This window comes from Polynucleobacter sp. MG-6-Vaara-E2, from assembly GCF_018687695.1.
In the GTDB taxonomy this organism is placed as follows: Bacteria; Pseudomonadota; Gammaproteobacteria; order Burkholderiales; family Burkholderiaceae; genus Polynucleobacter.
Genome location: NZ_CP061303.1, coordinates 1,294,343 through 1,317,919 on the forward strand (window position 1 = coordinate 1,294,343; position 23,577 = coordinate 1,317,919).

The following is a 23,577-nucleotide window of genomic DNA, read 5'->3' on the forward strand; positions in this document are numbered from 1 at the left end:
GCTTGCTAGATAACTAACGAATAACACCGTAACTTACCATGAGCAAGGTTCCCGTTAATAAGGCTGGAACCAAGCGCTTGCTTGGCTTAGATGTCATCACCCCAATACTCAAGGCGCAAATCAAAATACGGATCCATAACGGTACGGTTGCCATTAAGCCTAAAGGCATTACTATCAGGCGAATTGTTAAAGCAGCCACCATTGCATAGGTAACAGCTGCTAGCCATCGGAAGACTTCGCTATCCTGATTAATACTTTGCGAGAGTAATACACCAATCGCTCTACAGAAATAGGTGCCAAGACATGCACCTGCTAGAGCAATCCATAAGCCCCATCCAGACAGTGCATTTACCATCGTATCCATAGCACTCGTCACCCGATTACCCCAGCTCTCTTACGCAACAATTTGCGATCTATAAAGTAAGCCAAAGTGCCGCCAATTAACCCTGCAGCAAGCAGGCTAGTGTCACGATCAATCACAAAGAAGATAGGGCCAAAAATGCAGCCCATCAAGATCGCAATCCGATTAATCCAAGGTTTGACCTCAGTAAACGTTAACAAAAAGAACAGAGGATTAATGAACACTAAACCTAGTGTGACAGCTGGTGGCACCATCCCTGCTAAGTAAAAACCCAAGATGGTTCCCGGAATTGAAATTAACCAACACAGCAAGCCAAGGCCAACAAAATAGGCCAAGCGATGCCTAGTCTCGATTGCGTGAAACTCTCTCATCGAGATTGCCCACGCTGTCATTGCCAACAAGTGCACTGAGGCATACAAACTTCGATTGCGATCCTTTTTAGCAAACTGCGGAAAGAGTGTGACAGTCATCGTGATAAAACGAGTCGAAGTTAATGTCACTGCCAACGCAATGGCGATCACTGATGAGCCAGTAATGGCCATCTCTAACAAAACTACTTGCCCTGGTAAGGCGAACATGAAAAAAGAAGTAAAGGTAGTGAACCAAACATCAAAGCCATTGGTTTTACCCATCGCCCCAAAACCGACCATACCCGCAAAGAGCACCATGGCTGGAGCGCCAGCGGCATCTCGCATTCCCATCCAAAATGCATGTCTAGGATTGTTGAAGCGCTCGACTGCTGAACCTTCTAGCGCGATTTCGCTAGGATCTATATAAGGTTGATCGGCCGATGACATGGATTTATTGTAAGAGCTAGCGGTAATTGTTGCTCAAAAAGAGTGTTCTAGGGCCCATTGAATATGCTCAGTCACCATGGCATCTGCTGTTGCCATCCCCTCGCCTAGTGCCTTGCGAATCCCTGCTTTATCTTGGTAGCTCACAATTGGACTTGCCAGTGCGTTACCCATGGCAACGGCGAGATTACGACGCCAGCGGCCATAACCAATTCGCCGAATTGCACTACCTTCATGGCGCTGCTCAAACTCTGCCTCAGTCCATGACCATAAATGCAGCAGACTTGCTTGGCCTAAGCCATGTCGTTGAGCAAAATCTGGTAACTGTGTTCGCTTAGCAAATTTGTTCCATGGGCAAATGAGCTGACAGTCATCACAACCATAAACTCGATTACCCATCGCTCTGCGAAACTCCACCGGAATAGCTTCTGGATTTTCAATAGTGAGATAAGAAATGCAACGACGTGCATCTAATTGGTAAGGCGCAGTAATAGCACGGGTGGGACAGACATCAATACAAGATGTACAGGAACCGCAATGCTCTTCTGTTTCTTGATCAATCGGCAGTGGTACATCCACCAAAATTTCACCTAAGAAGAATGTTGAGCCAGACTCGCGATTCAGTAAGAGCGTATGTTTACCACGCCAACCTAAACCGGCTTTACGAGCAAGCTCAACTTCCATCAAAGGTGCAGAATCAGTAAAGACTCGATATCCAAAAGCCCCAATTTTTTCTTCAATTGCTTTAGCAAACTCTTGTAAACGATTGCGTAGGACCTTGTGATAATCGCGCCCTCTTGCATACATGGAGACCACTGCTTGCATTGGGTCCTCTAACCTCTTCCATTCCAACTCAAAATCACTTTCCTGTGGAAGATAGTTCATCGTTACGCAGATGACTCGCACCGTACCGGGTACTAATAACTGCGGATCTGAGCGCAGATCAGCATGACGCTGCATATATTCCATATGACCATGGCGCCCCTCTGCCAACCATTCCTGCAAACGCTCGCTGGCAACACCCAATTGAGTATCGGTAATCCGCAAACCATCGAACCCTAATTCTCCAGCCTTATCCCCAAGCCAAGCGCGCAGCTTAGACTCGTCTTGAGTAGAGAAATGAGTAGATAAAGGCATATGAATAGAGAATGTAGCGCAATAATTGAATAAACTAGAACCATGAGCAAATCATTGGGAACACACAAGCAACATTGTAGGCAAGAAGCGGACACCGCCAACCTTGCTAAACAGCTTGCCACTAGTATTTTTAGGTTCCTTGAACAAAATCCACTGGGGCACCTCAATATCGCCTTGGTAGGCAATTTAGGCGCCGGCAAAACAACCTTTGCTCGATATTTGATTCAAGCTATGGGCCATGAAGGAAAGGTCAAAAGTCCTACCTACACCCTATGTGAGCCTTACCTACTGAAAACCAAACATGGTGCTTTTACCGTGCATCATTTTGACCTCTACAGAATGCGCGATCCTCTTGAGTGGCAAGAGGCGGGATTTGCAGAGTACTTTGATATTCCTGGCATTTGCTTAATCGAGTGGCCAGAAAAAGCTGAGGGGACCTTACCAGCCTTTGATCTCGAAATCGAGCTAACTGCTGGCGCCGAGGAAAATGAACGCTCGATGATGCTCAATGCCTTTCTCAATGACGGCCTCAGTATTCTGAATCATTTAAGCAAGAATTTAACTCAATAAATGCGCATCAAGAAGACTATTGGGCAAACCAATCTCTCTAGAAGGCAGCACCTTAAAACATCTGCAAAGCTACTCAGCTTTGCCTTGCTTTTTACTGAAGTTGAGATCGCCTGGGGCGCCAAGATACTGGGTGTGCGCGTATGGCCATCAGAGGACTACACCCGCATTACCTTAGAGTCAGATACACCGCTACCGATTAGCCAACAAATTTTGACCAATCCAGATCGTTTGGTAGTTGATGTTCAAGGCTTAGAACTCAATTCCACACTCAAGGATTTAGTAGCCAAGGTAAAACCGAACGATCCTTATATTTCACAAGTCCGCGTAGGCCAGTTTCAACCAGGTGTTGTGCGTTTGGTGTTTGATCTAAAGGAACCCATTAAACCTCAGCTATTCACACTAGACCCCGTCGCTGAATACAACTATCGCATGGTATTTGATTTGTATCCCACAACCCCTCCCGATCCACTCATGGAGTTAGTGAAGAGCAGTGCACGCAAAGAAAGTGCTCTGGCAAAATCAAATGAAGAAGTGGATTTCATTGCGCAGTTTGCCACCAAAAAAGATATCCCGAAGCCGCCAGTTGCACAAGCGATACCCGAGACCAAAGAATCTCCAGCGCCAGCGAAATACAAACGCTTAATTACCATCGCCATCGACCCGGGGCATGGCGGCGAAGATCCTGGTGCCATTGGATCTTTAGGCTCTCGAGAAAAGCATGTCGTACTCTCGATTGCTAAAAGACTTAAAGAGAAGATTGAGAATGAAGCCTATATGCGCCCGTTCTTAACAAGAGATGGTGATTACTTTGTGCCACTTCACGTCAGAGTACAGAAAGCTCGAAGGGTTGAGGCTGATCTCTTTGTTTCCATTCATGCAGATGCATTTATTCAACCCCATGCCAAAGGTGCTTCGGTTTTTGCGCTTTCACAAATGGGAGCCAGTAGCACAATGGCGCGCTGGATGGCGAATAAGGAAAATGCTTCAGACTTAGTTGGGGGTATCAACATCAAAACCCAAGATCGCCAAGTCGCTAACCTACTCCTGGATATGTCTACCACCGCCCAGATTAAAGATTCACTTCAGGTCGGCAATTCGGTTCTGAAGCAAATCGGCGGTTTTGCACCACTACATAAAGGAAAGGTAGAACAGGCGAGTTTTGCTGTTCTGAAGGCACCAGACATCCCCTCTATCCTCGTTGAGACAGCATTTATTAGTAATCCACAAGAAGAAGCTAGGTTGAATGATGACGGCTATCAAGACCGAATTGCTGAGGCAATTTTGAAGGGAATTAAGGACTATTTCTCTAAAAATCCACCAGTGGCACGGCGGACTAATACATAGTTGACTTGTATCTACAAGGGCTTACGGGCAGACCCTACAGGCCAAAGGATCATCAATAAACTTCTTGCTATAATTTATGGCTTAACTGGGTCGGTAGCTCAGTCGGTAGAGCAGCGGACTTTTAATCCGTTGGTCGCGAGTTCGAATCTCGCCCGACCCACCATAGCATAAGGCGAAGCGCACGAAAGTGCGCTTTTTCTTTCACAACAAAGCACTCACACACCTCTTGCCCATTTCTAGCACCCACTGCAAGCTAAAGGGATAAGCAACCAAGCAGAAGACCACCATACACGCACTTCCAAGACAACTCGTTGATTATCAGCGTGAGCGTGTTGCTATTATGCAAAAAAACTTAAATTGCACAAAAATTAAGCAATCCTAACCATCAGATTTAATTGTATAAATCCAATTAAAGCGCGGAAGTTAGCTGCTTTTTATTCGGTATTTGTTCGTTCATTATGAATTATTTAATAAAGTTCTGGAAAAACTAATGTTGTCGAACTAGTCAGAAATTCGTGATACAGGAAATAGTTAGGGCAATATAGACCTTACTTGAGCACCCAAAGTACTTGCACATTCGATAGCATAATTTTCTAAATAAGCAAATATTGATAATTAATTTATTTAGGTTGAACATTGATATACATTTGCTTGATTTTCTTTGATTTCTGCTAGAAATGGAACATTTATGCGTATTAAACATAATGGCTTTTCTCTGATCGAACTACTTGTCGTAGTAGCTATTATTGGGGTTTTGGCTGCAATTGGCATTGTTGGCTATCAAAAATATATTGAATCAAGCAAAAAAGCGGTCAATATCGCTAACGCCAATACTTTAGCCAAAGCAATGGCGGTAGAAATGCTGCCTGGCGGAATGTGCCAGAATATGATTAGCCTGATAAAAAGCAATGGCTTTGGGAATGTATCCCCCTGTGCTTGGTCAGTCATGAATGCTAATCCGATGAGAAACCCGTATACCGGACAAAACTATCCCTCCGCCATTTTTTTTGCTCGACTCATCTCAACAGCAAATTTCTGTGATCTTTCAGATACCTCGCGAAATATGGTCATCCCAGGTATTGATCCGCTGGCTGGATCTATTTGGACGGGAATGATTGGAAACACCGTGGTAGTTGGCGCATGCCAACCAGATGGTAGCAGTCAACTTTTTAATGTTACAGAGGTTTATTAATTAAGATCTATTCATGCTCAAATAATGTTCTTGAAATAACTTCAATCAAATATTTACATGTGAAGGCATTAACCATCACAAGCTCCGGTAGAGCCATAAAGGCCACTTTTTAAGCTATTAAATTTCAGCTCTTGAAAGAAAGTATCACCATTCGATAGTTTTCCAAATAAAGCCATCTTTCTAATGCTGTCATAGGCACCAGACCGATCAGGATTAAATACATTTCCCCTAGAATCCGTAAAATTCTGACAAATGGCTATGCCAATACTCATAAACTGTTGTCCCCAGGAACCATCAGGAAGATTTCCATAGGGAGCTGAATTTGTACCCGAATAAGAATCATTTAACACTACCAGGTTTTGCAAGGTATAGGCGTCTTTCATGCTTGCGCTGGCTGATATTGTATTGACACAATCTAATAATCTGGGAGTCGATTGGCAAAGATTGATTTGTGAATCCTCTATGAGCAGTGCATCAGCCAATTGCTTAAAGTTGGCTTTTGTAACTGCATCTTTAGCGGAGTCAAGATACTTTTGATAGCCCACAATACCAATAGCAGCCAGAACACCAATAATGGCAACGACTACGAGTAATTCAATCAATGAAAAACCGTCTTTAATTTTCTTTTGCATTATGTGAACCCCGTAGGTAATTTACCAATAATATAACTCAATAAGTATTTACAAATACATCCTCAGGAGCCAATCCCTCTTGATAGCGTTGATAGACTGCTAAATAAGCTGACTCAATATCTCGGGTGAGTTGAGACCCATTAAACAAGGGGGTTTTATCCCTATTCTTGGCCAATTTCTTCTTCAAATTAGTCAATTTTTGAGGGTTTCGTGCCAGCTCAATAGCTTTAGCCTCGTACTCGGCTTGGGTGTGGCATATGAGCTCAGGCAATTCAATAGCTTTCAGTAAGCTGGCTGCCACCCTACTGGCAAAGGATTGCCCTATTAGCGTTAATACTGGCAGCCCAGACGAGAGAGAATCATTGGCTGTTGTGTGAGCGTTGTATGGCAACGTATCAAGGAATAAATCAGCTAAACGATGTCTTGAAAGATGTTGATCCAAGTCCATGCGCTTAGCAAATACAAGACGATTTGGATCAATACCTCGTAATTGCGCTTCTTTTAATAAATTACTTACAGCAAAGGGATTGTCAAGTAAAAGCCAGAGCATGCTACCTTCGACCGATTTGAGAATACGCATCCACATATCAAAGGTTTTAGGCAAAATCTTAAAGGAGCTATTAAAGCAACAAAAAATAAATGCATTTTGACTAAGGCCAAAGTCCTGCCTAGACAATTTACTCTCTGGAATGATATTTTGACTATCGTGTGTTACATAACAATGTGGCAAATAAATCTTTTTTTCTGAGAAAAATTCTTGATTACCCTTATGGATAACCGTTTTATCAGCCATAATGTAATCAACTACATCACTGCCGATAGTTCCTGGATAGGCTAGATAATTAATCTGTACTGGAGCACATCTCGTCAGAAATACTCCGGTTCTAGCATGCTGGGTATGACCACCCAATTCAATCGCAATGTCAATTCCCAAATCTTTAGAGAGCTTAATAATTTGAGTATCGCTAAACGAAGTAACATCAATAAATTTATCAAAAATTGTGCTGATATATCGCTTAGTCGAATCATTATTTTCAGGACCGTACGAGAGACCATAGACCTCGAACTGACTCCGATCATGGCGCCGTAAAATCTCTATAATCAATTGTGATGTTGGGTGAATACGAAAATCTGCAGAAAAATATCCGATCCGAATTTTTTTCTTATTTTTTATAGAAGAAGAGCTGATGGGTATATGTGTATTTAAATATGTCTTATTCACATAGGAAGTAGCAACTTGTTGATGCAAGCTTGGATTATCAAATAAATTTAGAGAGATGAAGGGGAATGTGAACCATAGACCCTCAGTTAGATTCTTTTCAAAAAGTAATAAATCTTCTGATATGTTTTCCCAGTGACACATCCTCATTTTGACCTGTATATAAAACCCATATAAAAAATCATAATGAGGGTCAATGGCAATAGCCTTTTGATAATGAAGTAGAGCTCGATCAAATTTACGCAAATCAAATAGCGCGTTAGCAAGACTGAAGTGTCCCTCAATAAAATTAGGTTGTAACTCTATCGACATCTCGTAGTCAGATAATGCATCAAGCGGATTCTTAAGCATCAAATGAATCTCTGCCCGCTTATAAAAAGCTAAGTGGTAGTCTGGCTTGAGATTGATTAGCTCATTACAGCAAGTTAAGGCGTTAGATATTTGATTAAGCTTAACTAAAATCTCCACGCGCTTTAAATAGGCTTGTTCGTATCTAGACTCAATCCTAATAGCCGTATTGTAACTATCAAGAGCTTTGAACCAGTGATTTAAATCTTGTAAGGCACAGCCTAGATTAAAGTGCGCAGGTGCATAGTTTGGATTAAAAGAAATAGACTTTGTTATCAACTCTATCGCCCTTTTTAGATCACCCTGTTGATAATAGGTCAACCCTAATAGATGCCATCCATTAAAGTCATTTGGGCTTAGTTCAATTATTTCCTTATAGATTCCTTGGGCGGCTGCAATCTCGCCTTGCTGGTGAAGCTTGAGTGCTTGTTCTAATTTCAAGAGAGTCTTAAAAAAATAAATTGCTAATTCGATAAACTGACAGCCACTTCTTTTAAAGTACTAAAGAAATGATCCGGGCTTAAAATTTAAAGAATCTAAATCCGCCTCTGAGGCAGACTGCTCCATAGAGTCGTCTAAAACTTGCACGCCTTGAATGGATTGATTGGTGAAAAAGCTATCATTAAATTCAATTGTTTTTTTAGGCGCTCCACTATCTTCATCAACTACTTTTTTAATTGGAAGTAGGTCGGTTAGTTTTGCTAGCTCAATCACCCTGTACCCAGCCGCCGAAATATCGGTAATGATGAACTCACATCCAAGCTGGCCGCAGCGACGCTTCATCATCAGTAGCGTAGCTACACCTGAAGAATCAATATATTTAAGATTTTTGGCGCTCAGAAAGACTTGGATAAAGTCTTTTGAAATAACCTCATCAAATTCACATTGAATCAGATTTGCATTAGATAAATCAATTGCATCAAAAAATTCTACACTAAGAACATTGACGTTGCGTGTGAATGAATATCCCATAACGATTGAGAAAAAAATCTCTGCTACATGGCAGAAATCAGTTCTTATCCTTAAGCATAATTAAAATCCATTGAGTGTTGGGACAGATGTTGGATCAAATATTGGGATTGCTGGGTTCGGCGCACCGTCGCCATAGAAGTCTACACAAGTTACAACAGTAATTTGATTACCAGAGTTATAAATAGGGCCTAATGTTGATGGAACTCCAACAACAATATGGCCGAGCGTAGTGCATGTAGTCGATCCAGACTCAATAACTTTGGTGTCTGATTGGTCATATGGATTTTTCATATTGGCAGCTATATCTCCAAAGCATGTGCCTAATGGATAGACATCAAAACCTGCTGAATTTTGAACGGTATCATTTTTCCATTTGGTTGGATCTGCACTGCAAGTAATATTTTGGGTAGATAAACCACCGCTTCGAGCCGCACCCTCAGCGGCCAATGCTTTTAAAAAGTTTGCCCCATTCGCAATCGTGGCATTCCTTTTTGCGCTCTCTAAGTATTTTTGATAGCCCACAATACCAATCGCTGCCAAAACACCGATGATGGCTACTACTACTAACAATTCAATCAGGGAAAAGCCTTTTTTTAGCACTTCTGAGTATTTTTTAATCGCGCTCATGTTCAGATATTCTTTAAGGGTTTTTTAATACAGCCTTATGGTGTTAGATAGATAATAAAAAATGTAAATTTTTAAATACATGTGGACTTTGGACTAAAAAAATCCCTGCTTATTGCAGGGATTCAAGTATCACTTCAACTAAAATTAGAAACCGTTTACATTTTGGGTGGGGCCTAGTATTGCATTCCCATCGTCATTAGGTAAACAAGCTGCAACTTGAATATTTGTGCTAGCGCTGTAAGAACCCAACGGCGATGAATTCATCCAAATTGCAATATGCCCAACTGTACTGCATCCGCTAGCCCCCTGCCCTGTTGCAGTCCCATCCTCGAGCACTAGAGTGTCGGCTTGATTGTAGGGATTTTTCATATTGGCGGCAATGTCACCAAAGCATGAGCCGGGCCCATAGGTGGTGCCAGTAAGAGTATTGTTAAACGAGTTTGGACTGCAATTAGCCACTGAAGTCGCTAAGCCTCCACTACGGGCAGTACCCTCAGCAGCAAGTGCTTTTAAAAAGTTTGCAGCATTGGCAATCGTTGCGTTTCGCTTGGCGCTGTCTAAATACTTTTGATAACCCACAATACCAATCGCTGCCAAAACACCGATTATGGCAACGACCACCAATAATTCAATCAGAGAAAAACCTTTTTTTAGTGTCTCTGAGTATTTTTTAATCACAGTCATGTTCCAACCTTCTTTAGGGGTTTTAAGGGGTTTATTTAGCTTAGATTTTAATTAAGCAACATCATTTTTACATAGTATTTGTGACATTATTTGATAATTTACTAGGGAAAACCCTCTTTTTTAACGCGCTAATTATTCTCACTATACGAAATCTACCATTACTAAAAATAGTCCTATTTCTGGCCTTAATCACCAAAAATTTCCAGGCTTCCTTAATATTTTCTGTATTTTGCATACTATTGGTAGATATTTTTAGTATGATCCATACTATACCTAGTGGTATTAAGCCCTATACATAACCAAAAACGATAAAAATACTATTCATGAACCAAACGTCATTTTCAGAATACGATAGCGAAATCAAAAAAACGCCTATTTTAGAAAAAGAGACTCAATCTGACTGGTTTGAATTTATTTCAGCACCGCAAGAAAATACCGTCCACAAACTTGAAGAAGTGCCTATGGGACCAGAGAACATCCTAGTGATGCCCAATGGCGATCGGTACTGGCGCATGCTTGAAAAAGACCTCATTAAGTACCAGGGACTCAGTCAAGAGTTAGCAGATTTACGAGGCAGAATTTACGCCCTCACGGAAATAGTGGCTCAAGTTGAACTTAAGGTAAATCAAGCGGCTATCAGCCCCCAAGAAACCAGAAGGCGCCGCTCTGCAGAGCGTATTTTGCTGTGGATTCGCTCCACGCTTCTCCCCTTCTAAGTACCCCAGGCTTTTTTATAAGACTTAAGCAGATCTATAACTGCTCATATACCTAGCCAACTGCATCGCCGGCATTGAATATCGGTAAATATAAGGCGATAACTAACATTCCAATGACTAGTCCGATAAACACAATCATCAAGGGCTCAATCACTGTCGTTAAACCCTTGACCACTGTTTCAAATTCTTCTAGATAATATTTGGCAATTGAGGTGAGCATTTCATCCATACGTCCGGTCTTCTCTCCAACCTTAACTAACTGAGAGAGTTCAAGCGGAAAAACAGTTTCTTGCTCAAACAACGTAGATAGCTCTTTACCCGTCACAATTTCTTTGCTTATTCTTTGCATAGCTCCTACAAAGAGAATATTCTTAGTAGTCCTACTTGCAATACGCATAATTTCATCAATGCTAATACCTGCCACAAAGAGGTTCGCCATCAGTAAAGACATGCGCGCAATCGAGGCTTTGATGATGATGTTTCCAAAGATGGGCAACTTTAATAAGATTGTTGAGATTGCTCTTTTATATAAAAATGAGTATTTATTCAGAATTCCATTAGCTGCATAAGTTAAAAGCAATCCAATCATTAATGCCAGCATATTCCAGCCGTCTAACATCCACGCGCTAATATCCATAATGACTTGGGTCGGCCCTGGTAACTTAACACCCATATTTCCATAAATACCAACAAATGTGGGAACAACCTTAATCATCATGAATGCAGATATTGCAAGCGTAACCAAAACAAGAGTCATCGGATAAAAAAGAGCGCTCTTAATACCGCTGCGTATCGTTTGCATACGCTCCAAACCTTCAACAAGCCTATCAAGAAAAATATCGAGCTTGCCAGTAACCTCCCCTGCTTCAATCATATTGCGATAAACCTCATCAAAATAGCGGGGGTATTTAGCTAGCGCTGCAGAAAATGAAACGCCGGAGTTAACTGAATTAATGATGTCTTGTAAAGCTTTGGCAAATGCCTTATTTTCAGTTTGTGATTGGATAAGAATTAAAGAATCAAGAATGGGCAACCCTGACCGAATCATAGTTGCCAGTTTTTTAGAAAAAACTAATAGCACCAAAGGGGAAATAGAATTAAAAAATGAAAAAGCGAAATTAAAGCTAGTTTTGTTTTTTGCACCCCTAAGGCTCGCTGAAGATCTTGCAGGACGCAATTCCTTGATAGTAATTTCTGATAGGCCTTTATTGCGAAGGAGTACCCTAGCCTTAGTCATGCTCTCAGCTTGAAAACTACCTTTGATTTTTTTTCGAACGCGATCTTTTGCTTGATAGGTAAAGTTTCTCATGGGCTCAAGCGATCACTCATTGACCATCCATATTTAGGCTTCTCTGATATTCCTCAAGAGAAAGGACGCCAGACTGAATTAATTGTCTACCTGTTTCCTGTAAGGTCTTAAAACCATCTTTACGGGCAACCTCTAATAACTGTGGGGCTTGATCATTTCTGAGAATCGCCTCTTCTAGGGCGTGGGTATTTCTGAGTACCTCGTAAATACCTTGCCGGCCTTTTACGCCAGTACCCTGACAGCTTGGACATCCAACACCAACCATCGGCGTAAACGAGCCAATTTCATCCTCATGAAATCCAACTCGTTTCAAAATATCAGCTGTACCAGCTTTGTCAGGAACAATACAATCAGGACAATTTTTTCTCACTAACCTTTGTGCAATGATCATTGTTAAGGCTGAGGAAATCATAAAATTGGGAACACCCATATTGACGATTCTTGATATCGTTGAGACCGCATCATTGGTATGCAGGGTTGATAACAATAGATGGCCAGTTAATGAAGCCTTGATTGCAATATCAATGGTTTCCTGATCACGAATTTCGCCCACCAATATGACTTCAGGATCTTGGCGTAAGAATGCCCGCAAAATCGATGAAAAGGTTAATCCTATCTTTTCGTTTGCCTGAACCTGGCCAGCTCCTTCCAAGTAGTACTCAATAGGATCTTCAACTGTAAGGATATTAATATCTGAGGAATTGATATGCTTTAAGGCAGCATACAGGGTCGTTGTTTTTCCGCTTCCCGTTGGACCTGTTACCAAAATCATTCCTTGAGGGGAAGTAATGGCATCGATAACTTTTTGATAATCTTTTGAATCTAAACCAATACTATCAAGGGACAAAGTGGAGTCACCCGCCAAAATACGCATGACAATACGTTCACCATTTTTAGTGGGGACTGTACTAAATCGAAAATCAATATCGTTATTTTTATCATCCTTAATCGTAATTGCACCGTCCTGAGGAAGGCGCTTTTCTGAGATATCACAACTAGCCATAATTTTGAAACGAGCTGATACGGCGCCATAGTTCACAAAAAGATAATCAGAATAATGGTCCATCACCTGCATGGCACCATCTTTGCGCATTCTAACCCTAGCACTATTGCGAAAGGTTTCTACATGAATATCAGAGACACCATCAACAATTGCCTCGCTTAAGATTTGATCGCAAAATTCAACGACCAATTCTTTGTCATGAATATTCCAGCGAGTTTTAAAAGCCCTTCGGACTTGCCTTGCTCCGCCATTAGATGACCGAGGCTGAGATTGACTTGAATTAGAGAAAACATTTTTTGTATATTCAGATTCTGAAGCATTGTCATCATTTTTTGGGGAAATGACTTGCTCGGGTAGATTTTTCCAGTAAGAGGTTCGAATACAGTCTTCAAATTCGGAAGGCTTGATTACATAAAACTCCGGATTAAGACCTGAATACTCCTTAATCTCGTTGGCAAGCTTTAAATTAACAGGATCTACCATGGCAATCTTGATAAATCGATCCTCCATGCCTATCGGAATTATTCGGTTTACCTCCATGAAACTCTTTCTTAATAAACCTAAAGTCGCTTCATTAAGATCATCAAAATTCAAATTAGTACGTCTTAAATTAAAACCTTTAGAAAATATGGCACTAAGTAGTTCTTCGTCACATTGCCCATTCGCAACGCATTCATCTAATATTGAACCTGCAGGACGTCCTGAAGTGAATAAATTGTCGAGTTGAGCTTGGCTTAATTTACCGATGCTAATGAGAGCTTTTAATGCCTTAGCACTACTATCGTCAGAGTACAAACTCATGATTATTTTTGTAACCTATCGAGGTGGATTAGCTGAGATACTCTTAGAGATAGACTTATCGTCTCTTATCAGCGATCTATCATCTTTAGCTAAATTTTTCTCATCTTTTGTAGAATTTTTATCATCTCGAGAAGTTCCAGGGGCATTAAATGGAATAGTATCGATTGATAAAAAATAAGTAAGCGTATTTAATTTTGCCAAATAAACACCATCTTGATTTATTTTAAGTACAACATACTCACCAGCGCCTAACTTATCACCCTCCTTAATTTTAAAGCTCGTTGTCATCAGTTTCTTAGGCTCATAAATTTCGGAATCACTAAATTGACTGATCGTAGCTGCAGAAAGACCAACTAAGGCATTGCTGGTGAATGCCTGCTGCTCCTGTAAGGAAGCGTACTCTTTGACTAAGGGACATTTTGTAAGTGGGGGAACGACGTGCTTGGTGAGCTGTTCACAGGAAATCAATGCATGTTCATAATCAGTAAAAGGGCCGTAATCAATTTGAAAGAGATTGCCACCCTCTTTCCATGGCGTTCTACGAATTACAAAATTTGCATCAATTAAGATTTTGTTTGTTGTAAAAAAATCCCAAGCATATTGTTTTGCATAACTTAGTTGATTAAAGGAGCCTATTCTGAGATAGAACTGCAGAGGAGCCTCCCCCTTATCGGGCATATTTAAAACAGGCCCCACAATATTGGGTTTTTGCGGAATCGGTTTGCTAGAGATACCAACCAAACGATAAGAACTCAGATCAGGCAAACGACGTAAATTATCGGCAGTAGTTTGGGTGGAAAATCGAACACCATTAGCCTTCGATCCATCTAATGGATTGGCACTAATAACTTCACCATAAGAAAATGGTTTTTGAACACCCCGTGAAAAGGGGTCTGCCAATCTCACTGTTTGCGGAGAAGGCGCTGAAATAGGCGCTTCAACCCTAGTTACCTGAGCAGATATATCTTGCACAAATAAAATATTAATGGCAAGGAAAGGATAAATGAGCAATCTCATAAGTTCTAGTTTTTCTCTTGGTAGAAAGGCAAATTAATGCCCACCACAATTGTAACGGTCGACTTATTATTCTGAGAAGTTACTTTCTCAGATTCTATTATTGCCCCAGGAACTAGGCTAATAAGTTGCTGGCGGATCGCCAGGTAGTTTATATAAGCTCCACTAAGTTCTAATTTGATGTAATAGTAATTAATACCCAATCGATTTGCATCATAAGGTGTTATTAGATCGGCATCTTCAGGCAAAAAATGGGCTAAATTTAAGTCTTGAGAGCCTTGTAATTTACCTTTTTCTGTCTTATTTTTAGATTCTTGTGCCACCTGGTTGGCAATTGGTTCTTTGTTAGTTGCAATACGTGCCATTTCTTTTAGTCGATCAGCGCTAGATGGCACATCTTTGGCTGAAGTTACAGGGCGCTGTAAGTTTTTGGTCTCATAAACTGGAAAGTTTGAAAAACGTGCCAAGGATATCTTAACCGTTACTCGATTATTCTCTAACTCAGCAAGAAACTTAGTAACTAAGTCTTTAATTGAACTTTGATCAAACACATGTTTTTGCAATTGACTATAAGTCTGCTTTTTTGACTCAAGCGAAGCTCTTTCGATCCCTAATAAGCGATTAATGCTATTGGTTTTATCTTTAATATCCTGAATGTTACCAATTCTGGATTTAATCGAGCCTACCTCAGATTTTAAAAGGGTAAAGTCAGATAAAAATACCGCGACGATAAGAACAAAGAAAATACTAACTGCCAATACTAGATCAATCAGATATGTACCTTTAGATTCTCGGGCATAGCGACTTTTAGAAAAGTGCCTATGATGATAGAAACCTACAATATTTAGTAGATGGATCAGGGAATCTTTGATTACATTTCGTAATAAAAAAAAATTTCCCGACAGCTTCTTTTCGTCAAATACATTTTTTTCCTCAGTTAGCTTTTTAAGCGTTACATCAGAAGGAAATGCTGAGGTCATGCCTAATTTTGGCTCTTTTTTCTCATGCCTAAAACGATGGCTCCATGAAAGTTGATCGCCATCAATTCCCCCTTGGTTATGCTTAAAAGTATTAGAGGGCCGAAAGTTTTTTGGAGATTCATTAATTGTCCGATCAGACTCGAGTCCATACAACGACTTCAAAATCTTCCGCGCTCTTTGAGAAAGAGGACCTGAAAATATTTTTTGTTTTTCCGTCATTTAAGGCTCTACCAATTCTACTTTAGACGGTTTACCGGCAATCTTAAAACGGGTTACTAATGAAAGTGAATTCTCCCGATCGACTACCATACCCAAATTGGTGGCTAACTCACTATCTGACAATGCATTATAAAAATTTTGTGCAGTGGCAGTACTTGTTGCGCGTCCAGTAATGCTGATGCTATCCGGGGTAACCGTAAAACTATCAAGCTCAACACCAGAGGGAACAATTTTTGGCAACAATGTCATCAATCTTGATTTAGAAGCACCTTGGCTTGCCTTTAAGAGCAATGCAATTTGCTCACTATATCTTTTACTCTCCGCCTGTGTCTCATTTAGAGCCTTCTCTTGAGTGAGCAAAGCCTTATTTTCCAGACGATATTGCTGTAACTGAGTCTGATTAATGATGTAGGTAGGTAATAAATAAATGATGCTCCAAATCAAGCCTATGGCCAAGATAATGAATGCTATCAAGTAAATATTTTGGATTATTTTTACAATTTTTCGATTGCTAGTGATGCGTTTAATGCAGGGCTGTAGATTTAAATCAACAAAACTTTCTCTATCACTGCTCTTTCCTAAAAAAATCCTTTTCTTAACGACCTCTTGTAAGCCAAGCCCCAAAATACCACTAAAGACTGATTGATTATCAACTCTGTTTGAATCAGCCATGGAAATCATTTGACTAACACTCTTTGAAAAAGGATAGGACTTTAAATTGCTCAAATTAAAGTTACGACCAAGTAGCAACATGGTATTTTTAATACTGGATAACTCAGATACTACATAGATATTTCGTATTGGCGGTATTCCCTCCTCCTCTTTGAGGTATAAAAATGCCTGTTTGAGGGCATTTCCTATGCGGGCTCCCACCTCCTCCCAAAATGGACCATCTACCTCATCAATTTTTTCAAGATCTTCAAGCAATACTTCATCCAACTCTGTAATGTTTAGCTTTGCGTGAACAATTCTCTCGGGACCGATAATCATTAACTGAGATCGCTTGGAAGCAATATGTAAAACACCAAAAAACGTTTCCTTTTCTAGTCGATCTAGCTGCCTGTATAAATAGTTATATATTGATTGAGTCTCTGGACAAATTAAGATGGGATAAAGCTGAGCAGCTAACAAGAACTCAATACAAATATTAATGGCCCTTTGATCTGCCCAAGTCGCATAAATAAGGGAGCTTCCTTCATCCTCTGAAGGTGCGGCGTACTCATAGCTAAAGATTGGGAACTTCAAGTCAATAATTTCAGCATCAAATTCCTGCCAAAAAACTTTATCTTTACTATTGGCTAAAAACTCTTTTTGATCTGCTTTATTACTCAAGTCAAACGGCACAGTTAGCATTTTTAATTCTGCAATACTGCTGGCTAAAGAAAAAGCAACGTCATATCCAACCAAATCATACTTTTCGACAAGCTCTGCCAGGCTAGCTTGAAGAATTTCAATATCTAAACTCGGCTTATTAGGATCAATTTTTTTGGGTAACGGATGCCATATGAGTTTATGGATTGTTAGATTCTCATCTTCATATGAGGTGATACCACCTACCCAAGCATCAACAGTTAATTTAAGGACAAAAATCTGGTGAGGACGATCCATCCTTTTCTTTATTAGAAATTTAATTTGCTCTATCAAAATTTAGTATTTAATTTTTTGTTGGGCAATTAACCTCGTTTCCTCAACATATTTCTGTGCTGAGATGAGGCGCTTCAAATATAACTCCTTAACGGCTAGTAAAGAGCTTTCAATTTCTATCAACCGCTCTAATTCCTCATCAACAGCCTCTAGAGAATCGCTAACTCTTTTAGTGCTCACTATGCTTTCAGATTGCACACCACCGTCAGATATGCTTGAAAAAGTTAGAGGCTCCTCGTTTCTTTTTCGTATTATCAATAAAAAAATAATTAGTCCAACTATGACTAAGATACCAGTCAGAATAAAAAAGAAAGATTCCGAGTAATTCATCGATTTACTTATCTCACTGAATTGATTTGTGTTTTTCCAGCTACTGGCTCAATAACTGTGGGCGCAATAAAAACTAATAATTCACTATTTTTCGTACTCAAAGAGTCAGATCCCATGATTAAGCCTGTCAAAGCACCGAAGCCTGTGGTGCCTGGTACCCCCGTTGTTGAACGCCCATTTGTCTCTTTATAGAGTCCCGCTAACACAATAACGTCGCCTGGCGCAGATTCTAATGTAGTGGCAATACTGTTGGAAATCGTTGGAGAGGTAATAGTTGGGGTCCCAGCAGTGTCATAAACCGTCTCATTAAAATCAAAGTCAATACTGACGTGATTATTATGGTGATTAACACGTGGAGTTACCTTCAGTACTAAAGGTGCATTTAGATCAATCACATTTTGAGAATTTGTTGTAACAGGCGATGTTCCAGCAACGGTTGTTTGTTGGGTCAATATCTGTCTCACGATATTATCTCGATTCACTGTTGCAGTTTGCCCATCCTTTGCCAGAATTGTTGGGCTAGAGATCTTTCGACCAATATTGTTCGATTCCAACAAGTTCAAGAACTGGGTTAAGTAACCCTTTCCAGGGATGAACTGACCTACAAACCCACCATCTGTAGTGGTACTTTGAACGCTAATGAGTCCATTTGGACCCGTTGTTGGGAAGTTAGTGGCGCTACCTCCAACACCTCCAGAGCTGTTTGGATTTGATGATTGGCCCCCAATCTTGCTCTGAATTTCTCTTTGCCAATTTTTATCAACCTCAACCATAAACACTTCAATCAAAACTTGTTTTGATGTGATGTCAAAAGTAGACGCCAATCTCTTCGCAAGCTGTATTTGCTCACGAGTACCAGTCACAATAATGCCGGTAGCATCCTCTTGAACCACCATTGCTGGTTGAGAGCAGCCTGACCTTCCAGTGGATAAGTTTTGGTATTGGACAGGGCCTTGACCCATAGGTTGTTGACCAGGAGGAAATGGTACAGCTTGATTGTAAGGGTTCTGACCCTGGGTTTGGGGCAGAGAGCCTCCCCCTTGAGCCTGAGGAGTCCACTGATTCAAGGGGGCTTGTTGTCCAGGAGTTTGGTTAGGAGGAGTTGCGCCTCCAGAACCGGGATTTTGAGGGGTCCACTGGTTTAAGGGTGCTTGCATTCCTGGGGCTTGATTGCTACCCAACGGATTATTGGGTGAACGACCTTGATTTTGCGTTCTGCTCGCTTGCTGCATTTTTGGGTATTGCCCTGGTAAATAACCTAAAGCGGCGTAACCCTCATTAACAGCGTAATCTCTAATTTGCTCTGCCACATATTTTGGAAATTCTCTATAAACATACAGTTTTTCTGTATAAAGCTCCTTACCAGGCTTAATACACTCATCCAAAGTTCCAAAGTTCATGACGTTTTCAGAAACTGCTTTTTGATCTTTCTTTTCAAATACATATCCACGTAGTTGAAGATTAGTTTGACGATCAAAATACTCTAACTTTGCTTGGAGCTCAGAAGCATCTCTCATCATAGCCATATGCAATTTGCGTTGAGCTTCTGAGCCAGACTGAGCAAATGAGGTTTGCTGTATAGCATTTAAGAAAGTAGATGCTGTTTCATTTGATAGCCTTTGAACGAGACTTCGATAATATCCAATCGCTGCAATAAAGTTTGCTGGAATAAGGGTATTGTCTAAAGACAGAGTATTGAAATTAATATCATCTCTAGTTCCATTTTGCGTCTCTACCTTAACTCGCAATTCATTTGGAGCAGAAACTCTATACAAACGAGCTTCAATATCATAGCTAGAATTAAATTTATATTGGGCGACCAATTTTTCGAATAAAACATCAGGTTGACCATTCAAATCAATCGTTACCATCGGTGATTTTTCAAGAGCCTGAGTTGAAAACATCACTTGTGCATTTTGTTTTTGAGCCAAATCTTCAAGCACACTTGATAGTGGCGCATTACGTAAATTTAAAACAACAGTCTGCTTGTTTTGAGTATAGTTTTTAATAACGCGCTGAGCTACCAGAAGTTGGGAAAGCATTTTTTGTTTTTCGTTTTGAATCAGCAAAGCTCTTTGCTCGAGTCTTTCAGAATCTATATTACCCCGCTCAATATCTGTTAGTTTTTTCTTTTCAAGAGAACTATTCCTTTTAACATCCTGCAAATTTAATGAGCTTAGGTAATCTATAAAGTCTTTTTCCTCTAGACTATCTGGACCATATCGAAATCTGAGTAAGACAGAATTGATTTTCTCGGTCCCTTGTAAAAGAGCAATACTCTCCATATCGTCATCTTCTTGGATCTTTAGCCTGTTTTGCTTGAATCGCTCCTTGGCCGAACCCATATCAAAATCAATAGTAGGAGTCGAGCATCCACCTAATAAAGTGATGCAAACAAGACCAATCGCAAGGCTAACTATTTTTAGACGCATATTTTCACTTCGACAGTGCATCCTTTGAAATTTCATCTAGCTTTTTTGAAACAACATCCCTAGTAATTGCCGCCATATTTAATTCAAGCCACCTGTCTATTGCGGGGCGTAATACATTAGCCAAGGTTTTTTCAATAATATCCTCACTGACATTACCTTCAAACTCAGCCCTGAAACGTTTAATCTCTTCCGCAATCAGTGTTATTTGGTTCTCCGGCAAATTACTGGCACTCAGACGATCCAGGGCATCGTCTTGCTTCTGAGACAACAACTGCGCGGCCATTTCCGCCTCATGAATAAGATGCTGAATAGATTGCTCAATTTCCTCTTTTTCCATGCTCATAAAGGCTCCTGATTAGACAAAAAGCTGCCTTTGGCCAATTAATACCGTACTGATGGCAAGATATACCCCAAATGGAATCGGTGAGCCAAGACTGCCTTTGCCTCTAAGAATCGATACCATTCCAAAAATAGCACCAATCCAAGCGGCTAAAATAAAAACAAACAAAACTATGAGGGGGCTGGTCCATGCTCCAATTCCAGCCAAAAGCCACGCATCCCCACTACCAAAACCATCTTTTTTTCTAAAAAATCGATACATCAGATTACTGCCATAAATTAAGGCAAAGCCGAAAGTACTACCCAAGATGGCATCAGTCAGTAATGGGACAGCTAAAACTGACTTTAATAAAATCCCAGATCCAATCAGGATTAGCATGGTGGGCATATGCAATACTTGGTCTAAAAAGTCAGTAAAAAAACAAATGCCCAATAAGCCATAAAACAAACTTAAGGCCAGAGCATCACCAAGTGGCAACCCATACCAAACTATCGCCAAGAGTGATGCAAACCCCAGTTCGGAATATAAATAACCCTTACTTAGTAATATGCGGGAACAGGCGCAGCGACCCTTTTGAGCTAACCAAGAATAAATTGGTATAAGTTGTTGTTTTAAAAGGGGTTTTTCACAGGATCTGCACCGAGACCTGGCAAAGAGAAGGTCTTCGCCACCCACAATTCGCTGCGCGCAGGCATAGACGAAGGAGCCTATACAGGCCCCCAGTAAAAACCCCAAAACAGCCATCAAGATAGGATTTGCCTGCAACACAAGATACCCTCAAATACGATAAATTAGACCCCTAGGCACTTAGTTTAGCGGAACTTGAGATATTCACTATTTTTCCAGTAAACAACAGCTAGGGTGGTTTAAGGCCTTGTTTTGGGGTGCTAGTATTAATTGCAAATAGCCGAAAGAATGCCCACCTAGGGCAATATATTGAAAACAATGACAATCACATCTTTTTCAACCACTTTCCAGTCCTTACCAGGCCAATTGTCCTTAGCAAGAGAGTTTGTTCACAGCACACTGGAAAAGCTCGAAATCCAAGATAAAACAGACATTCAGATTGCCGTTGGCGAAGCTCTGCAAAACATCGTCCGTCATGCTTATGTAAATACAAAGCCAGGATATCTTGTGCTAACTATTGCAAAGCTGGGCGATGTCATTGAAGTTATTATTAAAGATGATGCCCCACCGAGCAATCCAGAATTATTTATGTATCAAACGCACTTTCCTTCAGAGTTGGGTGGCATGGGAATAGATCTGATTAAAAAAATTGCACTGGAATTTAGAATTGATCCTCAATCAGATGGGAACCTCACGACCCTGAAGTTTCATTCATAGCGCTTAAGCTGTCTGAATTGATAAAAAATCCTCAAAAGAAATTCATGCATACCTGTTTAAAAAAAGGTTTGAGCATTATTGAGATACTGGTCGCTATTAGCCTTATTGCTATTGCCATGCTCGGGGTTACGGGTTTTATACAAACCCAAAATATGAGTAGCATGAACCTTAGCATCAGTGCCAACAATATTAGTGCGCAGCGCTATCTAGAGAAGCTTATTTGGACAAAATATATTGGGGTACCTGGAGCAGATAGCAATTGCCAATTCATCACAAATGATTCTAGTACTGTGACGCAAATTAGTCTTAGCCCAAATAAACAATGTAGTCAAAGCAAGTCGGACTTAGATAGCGCTACTGTTTTAGCCAATGTTTACCCACTCACGTGCAATCTATCTAGCGTAGCGCTAAGCTGCAGAACAACATCATTGAATACGGCGCAATCAGCTTTAGCAAAAAATGCACTGCAATCAGTTCCCGCTTTAGGGTCGGCGACAGGGCCTACAGACATTAAGTGCCAAACAGTAGTTCAGGCACAAAATAATAATACGGAAGTAATCACAGCCAATTGCCCGCTAGACAATCTCAATATAAGCTCGGCATTACCAAGCTATCTATTGATTTTTCAAGGAACTTTAAAAAATCCTAGAAGCGATGGCTTTATTAAATACTACTATCCTGCAATTGACTATCAGAACTCCTCCTCCTGAACTAACTTTAAGTCTTTATTTTTCTGAGTTAAACGCCACACTGAAAGCGCGATATTTTCACCGCTAATATCGGATACGCAGGTGGTGATTTGAATTTGAGAAGGAGATAGGCAATCATCGCACCAAACTAGAGTAAAAATTTTCTTGTTATTGACAGAAGAGTTCTGGCTGGCGATTGCCTGAGCGTAAGCCTTACCTGCCGTAGGAGTGGGTGTACACAGTGCATTTTGCGTAGCATTAATATATCTAGAGCAAGCGCTACTTTCCCGAGAGCACTGATCAAAGCTAGCTTGCGATTTAAATATATCAAAGGAATCAATACTTGAACTAATCAGGTTATTAATTTGCTGAGCTTGAGCTAAGTGTTTGGCATAGATCACTGGCGTAATTTTAAATTTAGAGGTGGCTGAATCAGTTATTATCCACTGCGATATAGCGATGGAAAAGATCACCACTATCACTAGTGCAGCTAAAATAGCAAAGCCATCTTTGTTGTTTTTTAAATTATGAGAAATTGTAAACATTTAGCTAGGTGCGTACCGGGCATCTCTCTAGTAGAGACGCTAGTTTATATCGCCCTTCTCAATATCGTAATATTTAGTTTTTGGGGTGCTTACCAATTTTATCTAGATCAAACAAACAGGATCAATAAAGAATCGAACGAAAGCTATTCCAATCGAAAAATTGATCAGTCTCCTTTACTCATTATTTTATCTGATCAATCTATATCCTTAGGATCGACGATCAATTTAGACACTTATGGCGGTAGCGGTCCCGGTAATGTAATTTACTCAACGACATCTCAAAATATTTGCAGTATTAATGGTGCAGTGTTAACTGCAATAAGCTCTGGGA

Annotated in this window: 24 protein-coding genes and 1 tRNA gene; 7 read left to right on the top strand and 18 right to left on the bottom strand. The window is 40.4% G+C overall.

Going from position 1 to position 23,577, the window contains the following annotated elements; genetic code table 11:
* Positions 1 to 13: 13 nt before the first annotated feature.
* The 3 genes from ICV38_RS06680 to queG are packed head-to-tail and all read right to left on the bottom strand — an operon-like array spanning position 14 to position 2,292.
* Positions 14 to 364, bottom strand: a complete 351-nt coding sequence (locus ICV38_RS06680) for an AzlD domain-containing protein (RefSeq protein WP_215378550.1) — start codon at positions 362 to 364, stop codon at positions 14 to 16.
* Positions 365 to 372: 8 nt separating this feature from the next.
* Positions 373 to 1,158, bottom strand: a complete 786-nt coding sequence (locus tag ICV38_RS06685; RefSeq protein WP_215378552.1) for an AzlC family ABC transporter permease — start codon at positions 1,156 to 1,158, stop codon at positions 373 to 375.
* 33 nt (positions 1,159 to 1,191) lie between these two features.
* Positions 1,192 to 2,292, bottom strand: coding sequence for a tRNA epoxyqueuosine(34) reductase QueG (gene queG / locus ICV38_RS06690; protein WP_215378554.1), 1,101 nt, complete (start codon positions 2,290 to 2,292; stop codon positions 1,192 to 1,194).
* 42 nt (positions 2,293 to 2,334) lie between these two features.
* Between queG and tsaE the strand changes: the two genes are divergently transcribed.
* The 4 genes from tsaE (at position 2,335) to ICV38_RS06710 (ending at position 5,398) form a co-directional block, all read left to right on the top strand.
* Positions 2,335 to 2,862, top strand: coding sequence for a tRNA (adenosine(37)-N6)-threonylcarbamoyltransferase complex ATPase subunit type 1 TsaE (gene tsaE, locus ICV38_RS06695; RefSeq protein ID WP_215378556.1), 528 nt, complete (start codon positions 2,335 to 2,337; stop codon positions 2,860 to 2,862).
* The gene (locus ICV38_RS06700) at positions 2,863 to 4,206 is read left to right on the top strand and encodes an N-acetylmuramoyl-L-alanine amidase (protein WP_215378558.1); all 1,344 of its coding nucleotides are present in this window, start codon (positions 2,863 to 2,865) and stop codon (positions 4,204 to 4,206) included.
* Between the two features lie 87 nt (positions 4,207 to 4,293).
* Positions 4,294 to 4,369 (top strand) — tRNA-Lys (locus ICV38_RS06705).
* 525 nt (positions 4,370 to 4,894) lie between these two features.
* A complete protein-coding gene (locus tag ICV38_RS06710; RefSeq protein ID WP_215378560.1) occupies positions 4,895 to 5,398 on the top strand; it encodes a type IV pilin protein in 504 nt (167 codons plus the stop codon).
* 68 nt (positions 5,399 to 5,466) lie between these two features.
* Here ICV38_RS06710 and ICV38_RS06715 read toward each other — a convergent pair whose 3' ends face one another.
* From ICV38_RS06715 to ICV38_RS10355, 5 genes are all read right to left on the bottom strand, one after another.
* Entirely contained in the window at positions 5,467 to 6,030 is a 564-nt protein-coding gene (locus tag ICV38_RS06715) for a type II secretion system protein (protein ID WP_251368126.1), read from the bottom strand.
* A 37-nt stretch (positions 6,031 to 6,067) separates the two neighbouring features.
* A complete protein-coding gene (locus ICV38_RS06720) occupies positions 6,068 to 8,038 on the bottom strand; it encodes a tetratricopeptide repeat protein (protein ID WP_215378562.1) in 1,971 nt (656 codons plus the stop codon).
* A gap of 60 nt (positions 8,039 to 8,098) precedes the next feature.
* Positions 8,099 to 8,569: an STAS domain-containing protein gene (locus ICV38_RS06725; protein WP_215378563.1), complete on the bottom strand. Its 471-nt coding sequence runs from the start codon at positions 8,567 to 8,569 to the stop codon at positions 8,099 to 8,101.
* 60 nt (positions 8,570 to 8,629) lie between these two features.
* Complete coding sequence (locus ICV38_RS10350) at positions 8,630 to 9,196, bottom strand: prepilin-type N-terminal cleavage/methylation domain-containing protein (protein WP_215378565.1); 567 nt, start codon at positions 9,194 to 9,196, stop codon at positions 8,630 to 8,632.
* 144 nt (positions 9,197 to 9,340) lie between these two features.
* A complete protein-coding gene (locus tag ICV38_RS10355) occupies positions 9,341 to 9,880 on the bottom strand; it encodes a type IV pilin protein (protein WP_215378567.1) in 540 nt (179 codons plus the stop codon).
* Positions 9,881 to 10,203: 323 nt separating this feature from the next.
* Here ICV38_RS10355 and ICV38_RS06740 point away from each other — a divergent pair, with 323 nt between their 5' ends.
* A complete protein-coding gene (locus ICV38_RS06740; protein ID WP_215378569.1) occupies positions 10,204 to 10,596 on the top strand; it encodes a hypothetical protein in 393 nt (130 codons plus the stop codon).
* Positions 10,597 to 10,648: 52 nt separating this feature from the next.
* Here the strand turns inward: ICV38_RS06740 and ICV38_RS06745 are convergent, their stop codons facing one another.
* From ICV38_RS06745 to ICV38_RS10315, 9 genes are read right to left on the bottom strand one after another with little or no spacing between them, the layout of a single operon-like run.
* Positions 10,649 to 11,905, bottom strand: a complete 1,257-nt coding sequence (locus ICV38_RS06745; protein WP_215378571.1) for a type II secretion system F family protein — start codon at positions 11,903 to 11,905, stop codon at positions 10,649 to 10,651.
* Between the two features lie 16 nt (positions 11,906 to 11,921).
* On the bottom strand, positions 11,922 to 13,709 hold the full coding sequence (locus ICV38_RS06750) for a GspE/PulE family protein (protein WP_215378573.1): 1,788 nt from the start codon (positions 13,707 to 13,709) through the stop codon (positions 11,922 to 11,924).
* A gap of 15 nt (positions 13,710 to 13,724) precedes the next feature.
* On the bottom strand, positions 13,725 to 14,726 hold the full coding sequence (locus ICV38_RS06755; protein ID WP_215378574.1) for an SPOR domain-containing protein: 1,002 nt from the start codon (positions 14,724 to 14,726) through the stop codon (positions 13,725 to 13,727).
* Between the two features lie 5 nt (positions 14,727 to 14,731).
* Positions 14,732 to 15,922, bottom strand: a complete 1,191-nt coding sequence (locus ICV38_RS06760; RefSeq protein WP_215378576.1) for a hypothetical protein — start codon at positions 15,920 to 15,922, stop codon at positions 14,732 to 14,734.
* The gene (locus ICV38_RS06765; RefSeq protein ID WP_215378578.1) at positions 15,923 to 17,530 is read right to left on the bottom strand and encodes a PilN domain-containing protein; all 1,608 of its coding nucleotides are present in this window, start codon (positions 17,528 to 17,530) and stop codon (positions 15,923 to 15,925) included.
* Positions 17,531 to 17,569: 39 nt separating this feature from the next.
* The gene (locus tag ICV38_RS06770; RefSeq protein ID WP_215378580.1) at positions 17,570 to 17,896 is read right to left on the bottom strand and encodes a hypothetical protein; all 327 of its coding nucleotides are present in this window, start codon (positions 17,894 to 17,896) and stop codon (positions 17,570 to 17,572) included.
* Between the two features lie 8 nt (positions 17,897 to 17,904).
* A complete protein-coding gene (locus ICV38_RS06775; RefSeq protein ID WP_215378581.1) occupies positions 17,905 to 20,328 on the bottom strand; it encodes a type II secretion system protein GspD in 2,424 nt (807 codons plus the stop codon).
* A 4-nt stretch (positions 20,329 to 20,332) separates the two neighbouring features.
* A complete protein-coding gene (locus tag ICV38_RS06780; RefSeq protein WP_215378583.1) occupies positions 20,333 to 20,671 on the bottom strand; it encodes a DUF2497 domain-containing protein in 339 nt (112 codons plus the stop codon).
* Between the two features lie 12 nt (positions 20,672 to 20,683).
* Positions 20,684 to 21,412 (bottom strand): A24 family peptidase, encoded by a 729-nt coding sequence (locus ICV38_RS10315; RefSeq protein ID WP_256441307.1) that lies wholly within the window; start codon positions 21,410 to 21,412, stop codon positions 20,684 to 20,686.
* Positions 21,413 to 21,613: 201 nt separating this feature from the next.
* On the opposite strand from ICV38_RS10315, the gene ICV38_RS06790 reads away from it, so the two are divergent.
* Positions 21,614 to 22,012 (top strand): ATP-binding protein, encoded by a 399-nt coding sequence (locus ICV38_RS06790; RefSeq protein ID WP_215378587.1) that lies wholly within the window; start codon positions 21,614 to 21,616, stop codon positions 22,010 to 22,012.
* A 44-nt stretch (positions 22,013 to 22,056) separates the two neighbouring features.
* Entirely contained in the window at positions 22,057 to 22,722 is a 666-nt protein-coding gene (locus ICV38_RS06795) for a prepilin-type N-terminal cleavage/methylation domain-containing protein (RefSeq protein WP_215378589.1), read from the top strand.
* Here the strand turns inward: ICV38_RS06795 and ICV38_RS06800 are convergent.
* Positions 22,704 to 23,246 carry a hypothetical protein gene (locus ICV38_RS06800; RefSeq protein WP_215378590.1) on the bottom strand — a complete coding sequence of 181 codons (543 nt, stop codon included), beginning with the start codon at positions 23,244 to 23,246 and terminating at the stop codon, positions 22,704 to 22,706. The genes ICV38_RS06795 and ICV38_RS06800 overlap by 19 nt on opposite strands.
* Positions 23,247 to 23,577: the final 331 nt, after the last annotated feature.

Bases quoted from the DNA above. Each gene is read 5' to 3' on its own strand.
- ICV38_RS06745 (WP_215378571.1), bottom strand. From the start codon at position 11,905: ATGAGAAACTTTACCTATCAAGCAAAAGATCGCGTTCGAAAAAAAATC.
- ICV38_RS06700 (WP_215378558.1), top strand. From the start codon at position 2,863: ATGCGCATCAAGAAGACTATTGGGCAAACCAATCTCTCTAGAAGGCAG.
- ICV38_RS06710 (WP_215378560.1), top strand. From the start codon at position 4,895: ATGCGTATTAAACATAATGGCTTTTCTCTGATCGAACTACTTGTCGTA.
- ICV38_RS06750 (WP_215378573.1), bottom strand. From the start codon at position 13,709: ATGAGTTTGTACTCTGACGATAGTAGTGCTAAGGCATTAAAAGCTCTC.
- queG (WP_215378554.1), bottom strand. From the start codon at position 2,292: ATGCCTTTATCTACTCATTTCTCTACTCAAGACGAGTCTAAGCTGCGC.
- ICV38_RS06760 (WP_215378576.1), bottom strand. From the start codon at position 15,922: ATGACGGAAAAACAAAAAATATTTTCAGGTCCTCTTTCTCAAAGAGCG.
- ICV38_RS06715 (WP_251368126.1), bottom strand. From the start codon at position 6,030: ATGCAAAAGAAAATTAAAGACGGTTTTTCATTGATTGAATTACTCGTA.
- ICV38_RS06775 (WP_215378581.1), bottom strand. From the start codon at position 20,328: ATGCGTCTAAAAATAGTTAGCCTTGCGATTGGTCTTGTTTGCATCACT.
- ICV38_RS06680 (WP_215378550.1), bottom strand. From the start codon at position 364: ATGGATACGATGGTAAATGCACTGTCTGGATGGGGCTTATGGATTGCT.
- ICV38_RS06765 (WP_215378578.1), bottom strand. From the start codon at position 17,530: ATGGATCGTCCTCACCAGATTTTTGTCCTTAAATTAACTGTTGATGCT.
- ICV38_RS06800 (WP_215378590.1), bottom strand. From the start codon at position 23,246: ATGTTTACAATTTCTCATAATTTAAAAAACAACAAAGATGGCTTTGCT.
- ICV38_RS06685 (WP_215378552.1), bottom strand. From the start codon at position 1,158: ATGTCATCGGCCGATCAACCTTATATAGATCCTAGCGAAATCGCGCTA.
- ICV38_RS10350 (WP_215378565.1), bottom strand. From the start codon at position 9,196: ATGAGCGCGATTAAAAAATACTCAGAAGTGCTAAAAAAAGGCTTTTCC.
- tsaE (WP_215378556.1), top strand. From the start codon at position 2,335: ATGAGCAAATCATTGGGAACACACAAGCAACATTGTAGGCAAGAAGCG.
- ICV38_RS06755 (WP_215378574.1), bottom strand. From the start codon at position 14,726: ATGAGATTGCTCATTTATCCTTTCCTTGCCATTAATATTTTATTTGTG.
- ICV38_RS06795 (WP_215378589.1), top strand. From the start codon at position 22,057: ATGCATACCTGTTTAAAAAAAGGTTTGAGCATTATTGAGATACTGGTC.
- ICV38_RS06790 (WP_215378587.1), top strand. From the start codon at position 21,614: ATGACAATCACATCTTTTTCAACCACTTTCCAGTCCTTACCAGGCCAA.
- ICV38_RS06740 (WP_215378569.1), top strand. From the start codon at position 10,204: ATGAACCAAACGTCATTTTCAGAATACGATAGCGAAATCAAAAAAACG.
- ICV38_RS10355 (WP_215378567.1), bottom strand. From the start codon at position 9,880: ATGACTGTGATTAAAAAATACTCAGAGACACTAAAAAAAGGTTTTTCT.
- ICV38_RS06725 (WP_215378563.1), bottom strand. From the start codon at position 8,569: ATGGGATATTCATTCACACGCAACGTCAATGTTCTTAGTGTAGAATTT.
- ICV38_RS06780 (WP_215378583.1), bottom strand. From the start codon at position 20,671: ATGAGCATGGAAAAAGAGGAAATTGAGCAATCTATTCAGCATCTTATT.
- ICV38_RS06770 (WP_215378580.1), bottom strand. From the start codon at position 17,896: ATGAATTACTCGGAATCTTTCTTTTTTATTCTGACTGGTATCTTAGTC.
- ICV38_RS10315 (WP_256441307.1), bottom strand. From the start codon at position 21,412: ATGGCTGTTTTGGGGTTTTTACTGGGGGCCTGTATAGGCTCCTTCGTC.